Raw genomic sequence first — 16,067 nt, forward strand, 5'->3', positions numbered from 1 at the left:
CCCAAGACCCTTTCCAACGCTCCATGCCCTTTTCCAGCGCCGATCTGGCGGCCATCGGCCTGACGTTGCGCCTGGCCGGCACCACCATGGCGCTGCTGCTGGTGCTATGCACGCCGCTGGCCTGGTGGCTGGCGCACACGCCGTCGCGCTGGCGCGGGCCGGTGTCCGCTGTGGTAGCGCTGCCGCTGGTGCTGCCGCCCACGGTGATCGGCTTTTACCTGCTGGTCACGATGGGGCCGCATGGGCCCATCGGGCAGTTCACGCAGAGCCTGGGGCTGGGCACGCTGCCGTTTACCTTCTGGGGGCTGGTGGCGGGCTCGCTCATCTATTCGCTGCCGTTCGCGGTGCAGCCGCTGCAGCACGCTTTTGAAAGCATTGGCCAACGCCCGCTGGAGGCAGCGGCCACGCTGGGCGCCGGGCCGCTGGACCGGTTCTTCACCGTGGCGTTGCCGCTCGCCCGGCCGGGCTTCATCACCGCGGCGATCCTGAGCTTTGCGCACACCGTGGGCGAGTTCGGCGTGGTGCTGATGCTGGGCGGCAACATTCCGGGTGTCACCCGCGTGGTGTCTGTGCAGATCTATGACCATGTGGAGGCGCTGGAGTACACGCAGGCGCATTGGCTGGCCGGGGGCATGGTGGTGTTTTCCTTCGTGGTGCTGCTGGGCCTGAACCTCACGCGGCGCCGGGCGTCGATGGTGTCGTGATGAGCGCCAACCCACCGAGTTCTCAGCAGATCGAGGCCCGCCTGCACCTGGCGCGCCCTGGCTTCACGCTGGATGTTGACCTGCGCCTGCCCGGGCGCGGCGTGACCGCGCTGTTCGGCCCCTCGGGCTGCGGCAAGACCACGTGCCTGCGCGCCATCGCCGGCCTGGAGCGTGCGCAGCCGGGGCGCGTGCAGGTCAACGGCGAGACCTGGCAGGACGACGCGCTGCACGTCTGGCGGGCTACGCACGAGCGCGCGCTGGGCTATGTGTTCCAGGAGGCGAGCTTGTTCGACCACCTGACGGTGCAGGGCAACATCGGCTACGGCCAAAAGCGCACGCCGCCCGCGCGCCGCCGGGTGGCGCTGGAGCAAGCAGTGGACCTGTTGGGCATCGGCCACCTCATGGACCGCAAGCCCCAGGCCCTGTCGGGCGGCGAGCGCCAGCGCGTGGCCATTGCACGCGCCCTGGCCACCAGCCCGCGCCTGCTGCTCATGGACGAGCCCCTGGCCGCGCTGGATGCGCAGCGCAAGGCGGAGGTCCTGCCTTACCTCGATACACTGCAGCGCACGCTGGACATCCCGGTGCTGTACGTGAGCCACGCCATCGACGAAGTGGCGCGGCTGGCCGCCCACATGGTGCTGCTGGACGATGGCCGCGTGCGCGCCCACGGCCCCACCGCCGAACTGCTCGTGCGGCTGGACCTTCCCCTGGCCCATGGCGACGCTGCCGCCACGGTGATCGACGGTCACGTCACGCAGCACGACGACCACGACCTGGTGACCACGGTGGCTTTCGCGGGCGGACAGCTGCTGCTGGTGAGCCCCGGTGCGCATGCGGTGGGCGCGCCGATCCGCCTGCGCATCCAGGCGCGGGACGTGAGCATTGCGCTCACCCCGCCTGCAGGCACGAGCATCCTCAACATCCTGCCTGCCACGGTGGCCCACGTGGCGCACGACAGCCCGGGCCAGCTGATGGTGGCGCTGGACGCCGGGCCCACGCGGCTGTTGGCGCGGGTGACCGAGCGTTCGGCCCAGGCGCTCGGCCTGGTGGCGGGCAAGCCGGTGTACGCACAGATCAAGGGCGTGGCCATCGTCAACTGAGCGCAACAGTGGGCCCGTCCCCGGGTCGTATGATGACCGCCTACAACGGGGGTGGGGCAACATGGTTTCAATCTGGCATGACGCCGCGCAGGCGTTCGGGGTGGGTTTTCCTGCGCCGCTGCAGGGCCTGCTGTTCTGGGTGACTGCGTCTTTGGTGGTGCACGTGTGCCAGCGCCTGGTGGAGCACACGGCGTTCTCGGCCGACCCGCCCAGCCGGCGCGTGAGTGCATCGCACGCATCGCTGGGCATCGGCTGCATCGTGTGGGCGCTGGACGTGGTGGGCCTCTTTCTTTATGAAGAGCTGGCGCACCACGCGGTGGCACTCGACCTGGTGCCCGCACTCAGCGGGCTCATCATCATGGCCGTGAGCACGCGCCTGACCATACCGACGCTGAGCACCAGCGCCCGCAAACTGCACATCGCGATGGCGGGGGCCTGCCTGGCGGCGGGCATGCTGCTGGCGCACTTCACCATCACGCAGGACCTGGTGCGCAGCTTCGCCACGGTGAACTGGACGGCGATCGTGCTGGCGGCTGCCATTGCGCTGTGCCTGGCCACCTGGACATCCATTCGCCACCGGGCGGTGAAGATGAGCGTCCTCACACCCCATCTGCTGCGCCGGTCGTGGGAAGAAAAAGCCGTGTGCGGCGCGGCCATCCTGCTGCTGCACTGGCTGCTGGTCAACACGTTCGGCCTGCTCAGCGTCCCGGCTGGCGACACGGCGCACAACAGCGCGCTGCTGGTCTGCGTGCTGGTGTTCGGCACGGCGCTGGCCGTGGAGCAGCTGCGCAACATGCACTTCGATGCAGGCCGCCAGCAGCTGCTGCGCCGCGGGCTGTCGATGATGCGGGCGTCCAACATGGCGCACAACCCCGAGCGCGACATGCAGCTGTCGCTCATCGCCGACCGGCTGCACGACCTGCTGCAGCCCGACCGGCTGGCACTGCACTTTCAGCCCATCGTGGACCTGCGCCAGCCCGGCGTGCAGTTCGAGGCGCTGCTGCGCGTGAAAGACCCGGCCCTGGGCCCGCTCAACCCCGAGATCTTTCTGCTGGCCTGCGAGTTGCAGGGCCGCACCGGCGATGTGGACCGCATGATCCTGCGCAACGCGCTGGACTGCCTGGCGGCCTGGCGCGAACAGGGGCTGCTTCAGATCACCATCAGCGTGAACGTGGCACCCAGCACGCTGCTGGCGCCCGGCTTTTGCGACTGGCTGCGCGCAGAACTCGCGCAGCGCGCCCAGCCGCACCACGCGCTGCGGCTGGAGATGACCGAGCACGCCGTGATCGCGCTGGGTGCACCCATGGTGGACGCGCTGCAGGCGCTGGGCACGCTGGGCATCGCGGTGGTGATGGACGACTTCGGCACCGGCTACTCGTCGCTGGGCATGCTGGCGGACCTGCCGATCGCGGGCGTCAAGTGCGACCGGTTGTTCGTGCAGCAATTGGCCAGCGATGCGCGCAGGCAGTCGCTGCTGCGGCACATCGGCGCGCTGACCCGCGAGTTCGGCCTGTCGGTGGTGGTCGAGGGCGTGGAGACCGCGGGCGAACTGCAAGCCGTGGCGGCCGCGGGCCTGCACGCCATCCAGGGCTACCTGTACAGCAAGCCCATGGCATCGGCCAGCGTGCCAGCCTGGTACGCCCACGAGATGCAGCCGCGCCGCAAGGCACTGCAGGCCCTGCTCTCCCACACCACCCGGGCGGCCGCTGGCAGCGCTGCGGCGGCGCCGGTGCTGTCCGCGTCGCGCGCCTCCGGGCCCGACTTTCTGCACTCCGTTCATCCCTCTCATTCGTGACAACTCTCACCACACTGGTCCTGGGCGGCTATGGCAACTTCGGCGCGCGCATCTGCCGCGCCCTGGCGGGCGACCCGGCCCGCAACCACCACATGACCCTGCTGGTGGCAGGCCGCGATGCAGCCCGCGCGCAAGCGCTGGCAGCCACGCTGCATCACGGCGCACGCGGCGTGGCGCTGGACCACCAGGCCCCGGGCCTGGCCGACCAGTTGCGCGCCTGGGGCGTGGGCCTGGTCATCCACACGGCCGGCCCGTTCCAGGCGCAGGCCTACGCCGTGGCGCAGGCAGCGGCCGAGGCCGGGGCGCACTACATCGACCTGGCAGACGGTCGCCGCTTCGTGTGCGATTTCCCGGCGGCGGTGCACGGCACCTTCGCTGCGGCACAGCGCACGGCCGTCACGGGCGCGAGCACCGTGCCCGCGCTGTCGTCCGCCGTCATCGACCGCCTGTGCGCCGGCTGGCACCACATCGACAGCATCGACATCTGTATCGCCCCCGCCCAGCGCGCACCGCGCGGGCAGGCCACGCTGGCGGCGGTGCTGAGCTACTGCGGCGTGCCCATTCCGGTGTGGGAAGGTGGCCAGTGGCGGCCCCGGCGAGGCTGGTCCGAGCCGGTGCCGGTGCACTTCCAGCGGCTGCGCCCCCGCCTGGCCGCGGTGTGCGACATCCCGGACCTGGAGCTGTTCCCCCAGCGCTACCAGGTGCGCGACCGCGTGGTGTTCCGAGCCGCGCTGGAGGTGGGCCTGGCGCAGCGCAGCTTCGCCGCCATCGCCGCGCTGCGCCACTGGGGCCTGCTGCCGCACCCCGAGCGCCTGGCCGGGCTGCTGCACCGCGCGGGCGGCGTGCTGGACGTGCTGGGCACGCCGCTGGGCGGCATGGTGGTGCGCGTGGCCGGCACGGATGCCCACGGCCACACGCGCCGCCGCGCCTGGCACATCGCGGCCGACCACGACCACGGCCCGGAGATCCCGTGCATGGCCGCCATCCTGCTCGCGCGGCGCCTGGCGGCCGGCAACCCCTTGCCGCTGGGTGCGCACACCAGCACGGGCCTGCTCGCACTCGAATCCTTCGCGCCTGAATTCGACCGCTGGGGCATGGTGAACGATGTGGTGGAAGAAGCCTAATGGCCCACGGAAAGTTGACGTTCCCTATGCCTGCACGCGCAGACATCGTGTTCGATGCATTTCACTACCATGAGTGGAAAGTTCAGTGGGATTCTCTGGTGCGTGATACGCAGGTACTGGATGGTTCGAGCTGCCCCAGCGTGGGCGCAATGACGGAGAACGCGGGTGCAGGCGCTCTGCGCACGTTGTCGATGCGTACCCGCTTCATACAGTACGACCGCCCCCTACTGGCAGCGGCAACCATGGTCGGGCGTTCTTTCCCGTTTGTGCACTGGGCTGCATCGATGCGCCACGAACCCGTGGGCTCCGGCCATTCGCAGCTGGTATATACCTACACATTCCGCACCCGTCCAAGGCTCTTGCGGTGGTTCATGGAACCCCTGGTGAACTGGGTTTTCATCCGCAAAACGCGTGATCGCTTCCAGCGCCTGGAGAAATTCTTGCAGCACCATTCGAACGATATCCACACGTGGCAGCAAAGTCGGCACGAACTGCCCGTGGTGTCGGTACACGCTGCTGTCACAACGCCCCCAGCCCGCTGATGTTCACGCAAGCAACCTTGCGCCTGCTGCGCTACAGCCTCGTGGCCGTGTGGCTCATCACGGCTGTCGTCAGCGTGTGGGAGCTGCACGGTCAAAGCCGCGACCTGCTGGCCGGCCTGCCGGCCGCGCTGCAGACGCCCGGCTGGACCACGGCACTCATTCTGGGCGGCGCCGCTGCCGATGCGGTGCTGGGCGTGTGGATGGCGCTACGCCCGGGCCGCGCCGCGTATGCCGCCGCGCTGCTGCTGATGGCCACCATGACGGTGCTGGCCACCGTGATCCAGCCCGACCTGTGGCTGCACCCGCTGGGGCCCTTGACCAAGAACCTGCCCATCGCCGCCATCCTGTGGGTGCTGCTGCACAACGCGCCGCATGCCGCGCGCGCAGATCGACCATGAGCCTGTACCTCATCCTCAAGTGGATCCACATCGTCTCCAGCATGCTGCTGGTGGGCACGGGCCTGGGCTCGGCGTTCTACATGTTCTTCACCAACCGCAGCGGTAACGTTCAGGCGCAGGCCGTGGTCACGCGGCTGGTGGTGCGGGCGGACTGGTGGTTCACCACGCCCACGGTGTTCGTACAGCCCGCCACGGGGCTGGGCATGGCGTACATGCTGGGCCTGCCGTTGACAACGCCGTGGCTGACGCTGTCGCTGGGGCTGTATGTGCTGGCGGGCGCCTGCTGGCTGCCGGTGGTGTGGCTGCAGCTGCGCATGCGCGACATGGCGGCAGAGGCTGCGCGCACAGGCAGCCCCCTGCCCCCGCAGTACTGGCGCTGCGCCCGCTGGTGGGAGGCCCTGGGCTACCCGGCGTTCGTGGCGATGGTGGTGGTGTTCTACCTGATGGTGAACAAGCCGAGCCTGTGGGGCTGAGTCCCCATCGGACGGTGCTTCAACCCCGCAGGGGTTAGCCAACCGGCGCGCCCCAATCCAGCGCCACCGTGGAGCCGGCTTCGCCGGGCCACGGGTGCCGTCCCCAGGGGAGATGGCGCGCAGCGACTCAGGGGGGATTACTTTCCTGCGTTCGGGAAGAACAGCTGCTCGCCGCCGATCTTGTAGCTGGCGATGACCTGCTGGCCGGCGGGCGACACGACCCAGTCGACGAATTTCTGTGCGTCCTGTGCCTTCACGTGCGGGTGCTTGGCGGGGTTGACCACCATCACGCCGTACTGGTTGAAGAGTTGGGTGTCGCCCTCCACCAGCACCGCCAGGTCGGCGCGGTTCTTGAAGTTGAGCCAGGTGCCGCGGTCGGCCAGCACATAGGCGTTGCTCGACGCCGCGATGTTGAGCGCCGGGCCCATGCCGCAGCCGCATTCCTTGTAGCCGCTGCCCTTGGCTGCGTCGGCGCCCGCGAGCTTCCAGTAGCGCAGCTCGGCAGCGTGCGTGCCGCTCTTGTCGCCGCGCGAGACGAAGTTGCCGTTGCCCGCCGCGAGCTTTTGCAGCGCCTGCACGATGTCCTTGCCGCGCGTGCCTGCCGGGTCGTCCTTGGGGCCGACGAGGATGAAGTCGTTGTACATGACGGGGTAGCGCTTGACGCCCCAGCCATCGGCCACGAATTTCTCCTCGGCTGCCTGGTCGTGCACGAACAGCACGTCGGCGTCGCCCCGGCGCGCCATGTCCAGCGCCTGGCCGGTGCCCAGGGCCACCACCTTCAGGTCGATGCCGCTGGTCTTCTTGAACTCGGGCAGCAGGTGGCCAAACAGCCCCGATTGCTCGGTGGAGGTGGTGGACGCCATCGTGATGCTCTGCGCGGACGCTACGCCAGATGCTACAAAAATAATAGCTACCAGCGCTTGCTGAATGCGCGGTACAGGGCCCAAAAGCCTGAAACTCTGCACCGCCGGGCCACCCCGGGACGAGAAAGCGGAGCCCTCGGGCGACAGCGACGGCACGGGGTGGCGAGCGTGGGGGGCGGTTTTTTTCATACCAGTTCTCCTTTGACAAACAGACGGGCGGCCTCGGGCAGGGGGCCGTTGAAGAAGTCATGCACCGGCAAGTCGGCCACCAGGCGGCCATGCTCCATGTAGATCACCCGGTTGGCCAGGCGCTTGACCTGGCCCAGGTTGTGGCTGCTGAACACCATGGTCACCGGGTGGGCGGGACCACCGGCGCCGTGGCTGGCGGCGAAGTCAGCCATCAGGGACTCGACCTCGCGCTTGGCGTGCGGGTCCAGGCTGGCAGTGGGCTCGTCGAGCAGCAGCACATCGGGCCGCAGTGCCCAGGCGCGCGCCAGCGCCAGCCGCTGCTGCTGCCCGCCCGACAGGGTGCGCGCGTTCTGCGCGGCGATGCCCTGCAAACCCACGCGCTGCAGCGCAGTGAGCGCGTCCAACCGGGCATCGCGCCAGCGCGTGCCGCGCAGCCACAGGGCCAGCGCCACGTTGTTGAGGGCGCTGGTGCGCAGCATGTGCGGCCGCTGGAACAGCATGGCCTGGCGCAGCGTGCGGTTGCAGTGCAGGCCTCCGCCGCCGTTGGCATCGGCCAGGCCGTGCAGCACGCGCAGCAGCGTGCTCTTGCCGCTGCCGTTGGCGCCCACCAGGGCCACGCGCTCGCCGGGCACGATGCACAGGCTGACATTCGCCAGCGCCACCACGGCGCCATAGCGCACCGAGACGTGGCGCAGGTCCACCCACGGGGCGCCGTCGTTGGCGGCTGGCTGGCCTGGCGCGCCGGCCATCTCCACGCCTTGGGTGGTGTGCACTGCGCTCATGCGGCCACCCCCACCGGCATGCCGGAGGCCGCGCCGTCCACCCGCTCGCGCCATCGGCGTACCAGGGCGATGACCACGTTGAGCGCCAGCACCACGGCCAGCAGGAGCATGCCCAGCGCCAGCGCCAGCGGCAGGTCGCCCTTGCTGGTCTCCAGCGCGATGGCGGTGGTCATGACGCGGGTGAAGCCGTCGATGTTGCCGCCCACGATCATCACCGCGCCCACCTCGGAGATGGCGCGCCCGAACGATGCGATCAGCACGGTGAGCAGCGCGTAGCGCTCGTCCCACGCCAGCAGCAGGCTGCGCAGTAGCGTGCCCGCGCCCAGGGAGCGCAGCTGCTCGCCGTGCGCGCGCTCTGCGTCTTCCACCGCCTGCCGCGTGAGCGCGGTGACCACCGGCAGCACCAGGATGGCCTGGGCCAGCACCATGGCCTTGAAGCTGAACAACCAGCCCAGCGACCCGAGCGGCCCGCTGCGCGACAGCAGCAAATACACCACCAGCCCCACCACCACGGACGGCACGGCCAGCAGGGTGTTGAGCACCGCCAGCACCGCGCCGCGCCCCGCAAACCGCGCCACCCCGAGCCATGCGCCCAACACCAGCCCCACGCCGCAAGCGAGCAGGCAGGCGGTGGCGCTGACCGACAGCGAACGGCCCACGATGGCCCACAGGACCGGGTCGAAGGAGAGGGTGAGTTGCAGCGCTGTGCTCGCGCTTTCGGTCAGCGTGGACATATATTGAATTGGGCTATCGTAGGCACCCTGCCAATATCCAGCCATATGAAATCCTGTGCATAGGGTCCAACTCCACTACACGCTGAGCCGCGACGCGGGCACTGCACTCATTCGCAACCCGTTGCCGGAACTGCTGCAGGCCGTGGCCGAGCATGGCTCCATCTCGGGCGCGGCGCGTGCGCTCGACCTGTCCTACCGCCATGTCTGGGGTGCGCTCAAGCGCTGGGAAGAGCAGTTGGGCGGCGAGCTCATCATCTGGGGCAAGGGGCAGTCCGCCCAGCTCAGCGAGTTCGGCACCAAGCTGCTGTGGGCCGAGCGGCAGGCCCAGGCCCGCCTGGCGCCGCAGATCGCGGCACTGCATGCGGACCTGGAGCGCGCGTTCGCCGTGGCCTTCGACCCGCAGGCCCACGTGCTCACGCTGTACGCCAGCCACGACGACGCGCTGGCCGCACTGCGGGCGCATGCCGCCACGCCGGGCCGCACCGGCGGGCTGCACCTGGACATCCGCTTTACGGGCAGCGTGGATGCGATCCGCGCGCTCAATGAAGGGCGCTGCACGCTGGCGGGTTTCCACACGGTGGAGAACGCCCAGGCCGAGTCGCTGACCGCGCGCACCTACCAGCCCCTGCTACAGCCGGGCCTGCACAAGGTCATCGGCTTTGCCCAGCGCACGCAGGGCCTCATCGTCGCGCCGGGCAACCCGCTGCAGTTGAACACCCTGGCCGACGTGGCCCGCACCGGGGCACGGTTCGTGAACCGGCCGCTGGGCTCCGGCACGCGCGTGCTCATCGACGAGCTGCTGGCGCAGGACGGGCTGGCACCGGGCGCGCTGACCGGCTATGCGTCCGACGAGCCATCGCACACCGCGGTGGCGCAGGCCGTGGCCGCCGGCGCGGCCGATGTGGGCGTGGGCATCGAGCTGGCGGCGCGGGCGCGCGGCCTGGGCTTTGTGCCGCTGGTGCGCGAGCGCTACCACCTGGCCTGCCTCAAGGCGAGCCTGGACCAGCCCGCCACCCTGGCCCTGCGCACCCTGCTGCAGACGCCCGACTGGCTGCAGCAGATGGCCGGGCTGCCGGGCTACACGCCGCTGCGCTGCGGCGAGGTGCTGGCGATGAGCCGGGTGCTGCCCTGGTGGCGCTTTGCCAAGCCCAAGCGCGCCTCCCGCGCCCAGGCGGTTTGAGAACGCATACAGGCAGCGCATGCCGCACAAGGGCATGATGCGGGGGTGGTGCCAAGAGGGAAAATGGTGTGGGGATACCGGTGCGCAAAGCCTCGGAATGCGCCGATGAAGGGGCCCGACCCTGAGGAAAACCCCATGTCGGCGCGTCAGGCTTTCTTCAGCGCTTGGGGAGTAGGATGCGCGTTACTTTCAGACACCCTCGGGCCCGGCAGCGCATTGGGCCCGCCCCATTTTCATACTCAGGAGACACAACGTGTCAGCACTTCTCAAATTGGCCTTGGGCATGGACTGGATTTCCAGCAAGCTCAGCAAGATCGCCACCTGGACCGTCCTCGCCGCCGCCCTCATCTCTGCCGGCAACGCGTTCGTTCGCTACGGCATCGACATGAGCTCCAACGCCTGGCTCGAGATCCAGTGGTACCTGTTTGCCGCCACCGTCATGCTGGGCGCGCCCTTCGTGCTGATGCTCAACGAGCATGTGCGCGTGGACATCATCTACGGCAAGCTGCGCGGCAACAAGCAGGTGTATGTGGACATCATGGGCCTGGCGCTGTTCCTGCTGCCCGCCATGGCGCTCATCGCGTACCTGAGCTGGCCCCTGTTCGAGCGCGCCTTCCTGTCGGGCGAGATGTCGGGCAACTCCGGCGGCCTGATCCGCTGGCCCGCCATCATCCTGATGCCCGTCGGCTTCACCCTGATGGTCCTGCAGGGCCTGGCCGAAATCATCAAGCGCGTGGCCTACCTGCGCGGCATCTACCAGATGAACACCCACTACGAAAAGCCGGTGCAGTAAGCAGCCCGCTCCTTCGGCCGCTCCCTCCAGGACGCGCCATGAAGAAGACCCCGCGGCACCCCGGCCCCGCTTGCTAGGACGGCCTGCCGCGCTCTCACTCCCGGAATTTCAGGAACAATAAAATGCACATGGAAAACTTCGCCCCGATCATGTTCGCGGGGCTGGTGGTGGTGATGCTGATCGGCTTCCCCGTCGCCTTCTCACTCGCCGCCCTGGGGCTGGCGTCGGGCTTCTTCGCCATCGAGATGGGGTGGTTCCCGCCCGTCTTCATGGCCAACCTGCCCATCAACATCTTCGGCATCCTCTCCAACGAGCTGCTGCTGGCGATCCCGTTCTTCACCTTCATGGGCGCGATCCTGGAGAAGTGCGGCCTGGCGGAAGACATGCTCGACTCGATGGGCCAGCTCTTCGGCACCGTGCGCGGCGGCCTGGGCTACTCGGTGATCATCGTGGGCTTCATCCTCGGCGCCATCACCGGCACCGTGGCCGGCCAGGTGATCGCCATGGCGCTGATCTCGCTGCCCGTGATGATCCGCTACGGCTACAACATGCGCTACGCCACCGGCGTGCTGGCCGCCTCGGGCACCATCACGCAGCTGGTGCCGCCATCGCTGGTGCTGATCGTCATGGCCGACCAGCTGGGCCGCTCGGTGGGCGACATGTACCGCGGCGCCTGGGGCCCCTCCATCCTGCAGGTGGTGATTTTCGCGGGCTACACGTTCTTCCTGGGTGTGTTCAAGCCGCACTACCTGCCAGGCATTCCGAAGGAAGCGCGCACCATGTCGGGCGCCAAGCTCTGGCTCAAGTGCCTGCGCGGCATCATCCCGTCGGCGCTGCTGATCTTTGCGGTGCTGGGCTCCATGGGCGGCCTGCCCGGTATCGACACTGCCATCGCCACCCCCACCGAAGCCGGTGCCATGGGTGTGGTCGGCGCCATGCTGCTGGCCGCTATCCACCGGCGCCTGAGCCTGTCGCTGATGTGGGAAGCCATGCAGGGCACGATGCGCCTCACGGCCATGGTGGTGTTCATCCTGATCGGTGCCCGCGTGTTCTCGATGGTGTTCCAGGGCGTGGACGGTGCCAAGTGGGTCGAGCACATGCTCTCGGGCCTGCCCGGCGGCCAGGTCGGCTTCCTGATCGCGGTGAACCTGTTCATCTTCTTCCTGGCGTTCTTCCTCGACTTCTTCGAGATCGCGTTCATCATCCTGCCGATGCTGGGCCCGGTGGCCGACAAGCTCGGTATCGACCTGATCTGGTTCGGCGTGCTGCTGTGCGTGAACATGCAAACGAGCTTCATGCACCCGCCCTTCGGCTTTGCGCTGTTCTACCTGCGCGGCATCGCCAACACGCTGTTCAAGGAGGGGCGCATTCCCAAGCCCGTGCTGTCCAGCGACATCTACATGGGCGCGATCCCCTGGGTGATCATGCAGCTGCTGCTGGTGGCCATCGTGATCTTCGTGCCGCAGACCGTGACGATGTTCCTGCCCAAGGCCGAGGTGATCGACACCGACAAGGTGCAGATCGAAGTGCCGGTGGACGACATGCGCAACGAGGACTCATCGTCCGGCGGCGAAAACCCCTTTGGTGACTCTGCCACGCCACCCGCTGAGCCTGCCACGCCGGCAGACCCCGCGGCAGCGCCGGCCGAGCCTGCCAAGTGATGGCAGCCGTGATCGCACGAACCAAGGTGGCCTGCGCATGCTGATGAACATCACGCCGCAGCCCCTGATGGAGCCCTTCCGCTTTGCCCCGAAAGACGGTGAAGTGAAGGGCGCGGCGTTCTCGCCCACCTTCCGGTTTTTTGCCTCGCTGATCGTGGGCGGCTGCACCCTGTGGTTCTACCAGCTGTGGTCGCGCGGCGCCCTGGGCAGCGGCGTGAGCAACGGCACGGGCTGGTTCATCGCCGGCCTGCTGCTGATGGCCTGGACCTGGTGGAGCATCATGGTCAGCCGCACCCGCATCACCCCCAGCGGCCTGCACCAGCGCTGGGTGTGGGACAAGTCCATGGCTTTCGACGACCTGGCCTACGTGCGCTTGATCCGCGTGCCGGGCTTGAGCTGGTTGATTGCGCCGCGGCTGTATGTGCGCACGCTGGCGGGCAAGTTCACGGTGTTCTATGGCGCCACGCCGCAGCTGATGGCGGAGTTCGAGCGGATCGGAGCGGAGCTGAAAGCGTTTCGGCAGATGTGATTGCGACATGCAGGACGCTTGGCCGGCCTCGCCAAAAAACCGCGTTGAGGCGCGGTTTTTTTTCGTTCGATCGCGGCATGTTGGTGAACAGTGGGCCGTCGCATCTTGACTCTGCGCCACTCCGTGTGGATAGACTTCCAGCATCGGCCCAATGCGGTCAGCCAAAGACGGGGCGTCGACGACTGCTCCAAGCTGATCTGATTCAACAGGGTCTGCGACTTTGGCAACCAAGGCAACCATGGCGACTGATGGCGCTTTGCAAGGAAATAAATGCTGTTAACAGATATAGCCGTGGAGCACACGCTGGTGTCCAAAAAGGATGGCGTTCGTCAGACGTTTTTGCTGCATCCCTTTACCGATACGCAGCGAGATTCGCTGGGTAAATTCGAGATCGTTCGTGACATCCACGAGCCTGGATACAAAGACGTCAAACGTTCCACTTTCGTGACGTTCCAGCAATTTGCAGAGCTGTATGCGAAGGGGGTCCTCGACGAATTCGGGTTTTCCGTTCGCATGTGTCCGGGTCAGGGCACGTACCCTGGCAAGCATCCAGCAAAAAAGATACTGCCTTCGAATATCAAGCCAGGCTCACCGTTCGACCTGGCTGTTCAACAGGTGGATGTTTCGAAGTCCGCCACTCGCGAATTGAGGACAGCCTTGCTGCGCACCAGCGTCAAGCTTTGAGGTCCACTGCGCCGATTGATGTGGGAGTACCTGTGAATTCATCCGTTGCACATTCCGAACTCATCGCCACGTTCAGACGGGCTCAGGCAGATGCCGCTCACAAGCTCGGGTTGATCAAGGCTGCTGAGAACAAGGGCCCCAAGGCCGTCCAGGCTGCCGTCGAAACCGCTGCAAAGGCGGTAAAGCGCAGAGACTCGTATGCGAAAAAACTGGACAGCCTGGGAGTGAGCCTCGAGACTTGAGCGCAGCCGAACCTGCGGCCCGACACCAGCGATGGGCCAGTACCCACCCGTGGTGCGAGCGGCAATGGGCTAAAAGGCACAACAGCGCAGCAGTGGCCGCAATTGCTCAACAGCGGCCCTGAGCACCTGATCACCCAACGCGGAGCCATCCCATGGGACTTCTCACCTTCAGCCTCAACCTCACCCTGGACGGCTGCATCGACCACCAGGAGGGCATTGCCGACGACGAGACACACGCCTTCTTCACCCAGCTCATGGACCAGCACGGCGCAATGCTCTGGGGCCGCGTCACCTACGAGATGATGGAGGGCTACTGGCCGGCCGTCGCGCGCGGTGATATGCAGGCGCCGCCGGCCGTGCGCGAGTGGGCGGTGAAGCTGGAGGCCAAGCCGAAGTACGTGGTCTCGTCCACACGCAAAGATTTCCCGTGGACCCAAAGCCACCACATCGCTGGCGGTGCTGACTTACTAGAACAGGTGCAGGCGCTGAAGAACGCGACACCTGCTGGCGTGCTGCTCGGCAGCGGCCAGCTCGCGGCGGCGCTGGATGCGCTGGACCTGATCGACGAGTACCGATTTCTGATGCATCCCCGCATCGCGGGCCACGGCCCGACGCTGTACGCCAGCGGGCTGCCCGGCACGCGACGGCTTGAGTTGATTGCTGCGGCGCCTATGCGCAACGGCGCCGTCGCACTGCACTACCGGCGCGCGCGTGAATGAGTGGGGAATGGGAAGGGGGAAGGGGGAAGCCTCTCCACGCCGCCCATAAAAAAAACCGCGCCGAAGCGCGGTTTTTTGTTGCAATGCCTAGCGCAGCGCCAGATCAGAGCTTGATGGTCTGCATGTAGCTGTCGAAACGGCCTTCGGCCACGCGGAACCATGCCACTTGGTCCTTCTGGAATGCGGCGAAGTCGGTGTAGATCTTCTTCCACTCGGGGCTCTTGGCGCTGTTTTCTTCGTACACGGCCAGCGAGGCCTTGTAGGAAGCGTCCAGGATTTCCTTGCTGAAAGGCAGCAGCTTGGTCTTGGCGCCGATCAGTTGCTTCAAGGCGACGGGGTTGCGGGCGTCGTACTTGGCCAGCATGTCCACCGATGCCTGCGCGGCAGCGGCGGCGATGATGGCCTTGTTCTCGGCCGACAGGGCGTCGAAGGCCTTCTTGTTGATGAAGAAGTCCACTTCAGGACCGCCTTCCCACCAGCCGGGGTAGTAGTAGTTCGGAGCCACCTTGTTGAAGCCGAGCTTCTGGTCGTCGTACGGGCCCACCCACTCGGCCGCATCGATCGTGCCCTTTTCCAGCGCTTGATAGATTTCGCCGCCAGGGATGCTCTGGGGCACCACGCCCATCTTGGTCATCACGTCGCCCACCAGGCCGCCGCCCAGGCGCATCTTCAGGCCCTTCAGGTCAGCTGCCGTCTTGATTTCCTTGCGGAACCAGCCGCCCATTTGCGTACCGGTGTTGCCACCTGCGAAGCTGAGCATGCCGTAGCCGCCGTAGAACTCGTCCAGCAGCTTGCGGCCGTTGCCGTGCAGCATCCAGGCGTTCATCTGGCGGGCGTTCAGACCGAAAGGAATGGCCGAGCCCAGGGCGAATGCGGGGTTCTTGCCGTAGAAGTAGTAAGGCACCGTGTGGGCCATTTCGACGGAGCCCTGCTGCACGCCGTCGACCACGCCGAAGGGAGGCATCAGCTCGCCGCCTGCATGGACCGAGATCTCGAACTTGCCGCCGGACATGGCCTTGACAGCGTTGGCGAACACTTCGGCACCACCGTAGATGGTGTCAAGGGGCTTGGGGAAGCTCGATGCCAGGCGCCAGCGCACTGCGGCTTGCGCGTGCACTGCTGGTGCCACACCGGCAGCCAGCACACCGGCAATACCTGCCTGCTTGATGATTGAACGACGATCCATGAGTTCTCTCCGAATACTTGTGATTGCACACCCTGGCACGCAAGCGGGTCGCCCGCAGCCAAGGACCTTCTAGCCCGATTGATTGTAGGAACATGCCCCCCCGCAGATTTGGGGGTTTTCCCGTGAAAGCCCGGCGCACGCATACGGGCTTCAGGGTTCTGCAAGCATCGCCATTCAGAGCACCAACGATGGCTCTGCGGCGTCACAGCGCGCAAGCGCCATCACCAGCCGCAGAAACTGGCGCGCCCCATGCGAGTGCACCCGCGGAACTGGCTTGTATGGTGGAGGTGTTGGGGTGGAGGGCCTGAGTACCGGCTATCGGCTTTGACCGACTGGCAAAGATAGCCCCCACCCCGCCCCTGAGCGTCG

The 16,067-nt window shown here is 67.1% G+C and carries 18 protein-coding genes; 14 read left to right on the forward strand and 4 right to left on the reverse strand.

Annotated features, from left to right (window positions below; all coding sequences use genetic code 11):
- Window positions 1–23 precede the first annotated feature (23 nt).
- From modB to ASF16_RS18520, 7 genes are all read left to right on the forward strand, one after another.
- Window positions 24–704: a molybdate ABC transporter permease subunit gene (modB, locus tag ASF16_RS18490; RefSeq protein ID WP_056170552.1), complete on the forward strand. Its 681-nt coding sequence runs from the start codon at window positions 24–26 to the stop codon at window positions 702–704.
- On the forward strand, window positions 704–1,804 hold the full coding sequence (gene modC / locus ASF16_RS18495) for a molybdenum ABC transporter ATP-binding protein (RefSeq protein WP_056170554.1): 1,101 nt from the start codon (window positions 704–706) through the stop codon (window positions 1,802–1,804). The genes modB and modC overlap by 1 nt, the downstream gene beginning before the upstream one ends.
- 61 nt (window positions 1,805–1,865) lie before the next feature.
- On the forward strand, window positions 1,866–3,599 hold the full coding sequence (locus ASF16_RS18500) for an EAL domain-containing protein (protein ID WP_082517023.1): 1,734 nt from the start codon (window positions 1,866–1,868) through the stop codon (window positions 3,597–3,599).
- Window positions 3,596–4,723 (forward strand): saccharopine dehydrogenase NADP-binding domain-containing protein, encoded by a 1,128-nt coding sequence (locus ASF16_RS27050; protein ID WP_056170557.1) that lies wholly within the window; start codon window positions 3,596–3,598, stop codon window positions 4,721–4,723. The genes ASF16_RS18500 and ASF16_RS27050 overlap by 4 nt, the downstream gene beginning before the upstream one ends.
- Window positions 4,724–4,749: 26 nt before the next feature.
- A complete protein-coding gene (locus ASF16_RS18510) occupies window positions 4,750–5,265 on the forward strand; it encodes an SRPBCC family protein (RefSeq protein WP_235507431.1) in 516 nt (171 codons plus the stop codon).
- The gene (locus tag ASF16_RS18515) at window positions 5,265–5,663 is read left to right on the forward strand and encodes a DoxX-like family protein (protein WP_056170561.1); all 399 of its coding nucleotides are present in this window, start codon (window positions 5,265–5,267) and stop codon (window positions 5,661–5,663) included. Before ASF16_RS18510 ends, ASF16_RS18515 begins: the two co-directional genes overlap by 1 nt.
- Window positions 5,660–6,136 carry a DUF2269 domain-containing protein gene (locus ASF16_RS18520; protein ID WP_056170565.1) on the forward strand — a complete coding sequence of 159 codons (477 nt, stop codon included), beginning with the start codon at window positions 5,660–5,662 and terminating at the stop codon, window positions 6,134–6,136. The genes ASF16_RS18515 and ASF16_RS18520 overlap by 4 nt, the downstream gene beginning before the upstream one ends.
- 137 nt (window positions 6,137–6,273) lie before the next feature.
- On the opposite strand, the gene ASF16_RS18525 is transcribed toward ASF16_RS18520, so the two are convergent.
- The 3 genes from ASF16_RS18525 to ASF16_RS18535 are packed head-to-tail and all read right to left on the reverse strand — an operon-like array spanning window position 6,274 to window position 8,704.
- Complete coding sequence (locus ASF16_RS18525) at window positions 6,274–7,188, reverse strand: substrate-binding domain-containing protein (RefSeq protein WP_369817174.1); 915 nt, start codon at window positions 7,186–7,188, stop codon at window positions 6,274–6,276.
- On the reverse strand, window positions 7,185–7,937 hold the full coding sequence (locus ASF16_RS18530) for a phosphate ABC transporter ATP-binding protein (protein WP_056170819.1): 753 nt from the start codon (window positions 7,935–7,937) through the stop codon (window positions 7,185–7,187). Before ASF16_RS18530 ends, ASF16_RS18525 begins: the two co-directional genes overlap by 4 nt.
- A 29-nt stretch (window positions 7,938–7,966) precedes the next feature.
- A complete protein-coding gene (locus ASF16_RS18535; protein WP_056170568.1) occupies window positions 7,967–8,704 on the reverse strand; it encodes an ABC transporter permease in 738 nt (245 codons plus the stop codon).
- Between the two features lie 55 nt (window positions 8,705–8,759).
- Between ASF16_RS18535 and ASF16_RS18540 the strand changes: the two genes are divergently transcribed.
- The 7 genes from ASF16_RS18540 to ASF16_RS18570 all read left to right on the forward strand — a co-directional run bounded on the left by ASF16_RS18540 (window position 8,760) and on the right by ASF16_RS18570 (window position 14,512).
- A complete protein-coding gene (locus tag ASF16_RS18540; RefSeq protein WP_056170570.1) occupies window positions 8,760–9,884 on the forward strand; it encodes a substrate-binding domain-containing protein in 1,125 nt (374 codons plus the stop codon).
- 253 nt (window positions 9,885–10,137) lie between these two features.
- The gene (locus tag ASF16_RS18545; RefSeq protein ID WP_056170573.1) at window positions 10,138–10,677 is read left to right on the forward strand and encodes a TRAP transporter small permease subunit; all 540 of its coding nucleotides are present in this window, start codon (window positions 10,138–10,140) and stop codon (window positions 10,675–10,677) included.
- A gap of 122 nt (window positions 10,678–10,799) precedes the next feature.
- On the forward strand, window positions 10,800–12,338 hold the full coding sequence (locus tag ASF16_RS18550; protein WP_056170575.1) for a TRAP transporter large permease subunit: 1,539 nt from the start codon (window positions 10,800–10,802) through the stop codon (window positions 12,336–12,338).
- Window positions 12,339–12,375: 37 nt separating this feature from the next.
- On the forward strand, window positions 12,376–12,867 hold the full coding sequence (locus ASF16_RS18555) for a hypothetical protein (protein ID WP_235507432.1): 492 nt from the start codon (window positions 12,376–12,378) through the stop codon (window positions 12,865–12,867).
- A gap of 270 nt (window positions 12,868–13,137) precedes the next feature.
- On the forward strand, window positions 13,138–13,551 hold the full coding sequence (locus tag ASF16_RS18560; protein WP_056170579.1) for a hypothetical protein: 414 nt from the start codon (window positions 13,138–13,140) through the stop codon (window positions 13,549–13,551).
- 32 nt (window positions 13,552–13,583) lie between these two features.
- On the forward strand, window positions 13,584–13,793 hold the full coding sequence (locus ASF16_RS18565; RefSeq protein ID WP_056170582.1) for a hypothetical protein: 210 nt from the start codon (window positions 13,584–13,586) through the stop codon (window positions 13,791–13,793).
- Window positions 13,794–13,945: 152 nt separating this feature from the next.
- Window positions 13,946–14,512, forward strand: coding sequence for a dihydrofolate reductase family protein (locus tag ASF16_RS18570; protein WP_056170584.1), 567 nt, complete (start codon window positions 13,946–13,948; stop codon window positions 14,510–14,512).
- A 103-nt stretch (window positions 14,513–14,615) separates the two neighbouring features.
- Here ASF16_RS18570 and ASF16_RS18575 read toward each other — a convergent pair whose 3' ends face one another.
- A complete protein-coding gene (locus tag ASF16_RS18575) occupies window positions 14,616–15,698 on the reverse strand; it encodes a TRAP transporter substrate-binding protein (RefSeq protein WP_056170587.1) in 1,083 nt (360 codons plus the stop codon).
- Window positions 15,699–16,067: the final 369 nt, after the last annotated feature.

Source organism: Acidovorax sp. Leaf78, from assembly GCF_001422735.1.
Lineage (GTDB): Bacteria > Pseudomonadota > Gammaproteobacteria > Burkholderiales > Burkholderiaceae_C > Acidovorax.

Excerpts from the sequence above, each read along its gene's own strand:
- modB (WP_056170552.1), top strand. The coding sequence starts at position 24 with ATGCCCTTTTCCAGCGCCGATCTGGCGGCCATCGGCCTGACGTTGCGC.
- modC (WP_056170554.1), top strand. The coding sequence starts at position 704 with ATGAGCGCCAACCCACCGAGTTCTCAGCAGATCGAGGCCCGCCTGCAC.
- ASF16_RS18500 (WP_082517023.1), top strand. The coding sequence starts at position 1,866 with ATGGTTTCAATCTGGCATGACGCCGCGCAGGCGTTCGGGGTGGGTTTT.
- ASF16_RS18510 (WP_235507431.1), top strand. The coding sequence starts at position 4,750 with ATGCCTGCACGCGCAGACATCGTGTTCGATGCATTTCACTACCATGAG.
- ASF16_RS18515 (WP_056170561.1), top strand. The coding sequence starts at position 5,265 with ATGTTCACGCAAGCAACCTTGCGCCTGCTGCGCTACAGCCTCGTGGCC.
- ASF16_RS18520 (WP_056170565.1), top strand. The coding sequence starts at position 5,660 with ATGAGCCTGTACCTCATCCTCAAGTGGATCCACATCGTCTCCAGCATG.
- ASF16_RS18525 (WP_369817174.1), bottom strand. The coding sequence starts at position 7,188 with ATGAAAAAAACCGCCCCCCACGCTCGCCACCCCGTGCCGTCGCTGTCG.
- ASF16_RS18530 (WP_056170819.1), bottom strand. The coding sequence starts at position 7,937 with ATGGCCGGCGCGCCAGGCCAGCCAGCCGCCAACGACGGCGCCCCGTGG.
- ASF16_RS18535 (WP_056170568.1), bottom strand. The coding sequence starts at position 8,704 with ATGTCCACGCTGACCGAAAGCGCGAGCACAGCGCTGCAACTCACCCTC.
- ASF16_RS18550 (WP_056170575.1), top strand. The coding sequence starts at position 10,800 with ATGCACATGGAAAACTTCGCCCCGATCATGTTCGCGGGGCTGGTGGTG.
- ASF16_RS18555 (WP_235507432.1), top strand. The coding sequence starts at position 12,376 with ATGCTGATGAACATCACGCCGCAGCCCCTGATGGAGCCCTTCCGCTTT.
- ASF16_RS18560 (WP_056170579.1), top strand. The coding sequence starts at position 13,138 with ATGCTGTTAACAGATATAGCCGTGGAGCACACGCTGGTGTCCAAAAAG.
- ASF16_RS18570 (WP_056170584.1), top strand. The coding sequence starts at position 13,946 with ATGGGACTTCTCACCTTCAGCCTCAACCTCACCCTGGACGGCTGCATC.
- ASF16_RS18575 (WP_056170587.1), bottom strand. The coding sequence starts at position 15,698 with ATGGATCGTCGTTCAATCATCAAGCAGGCAGGTATTGCCGGTGTGCTG.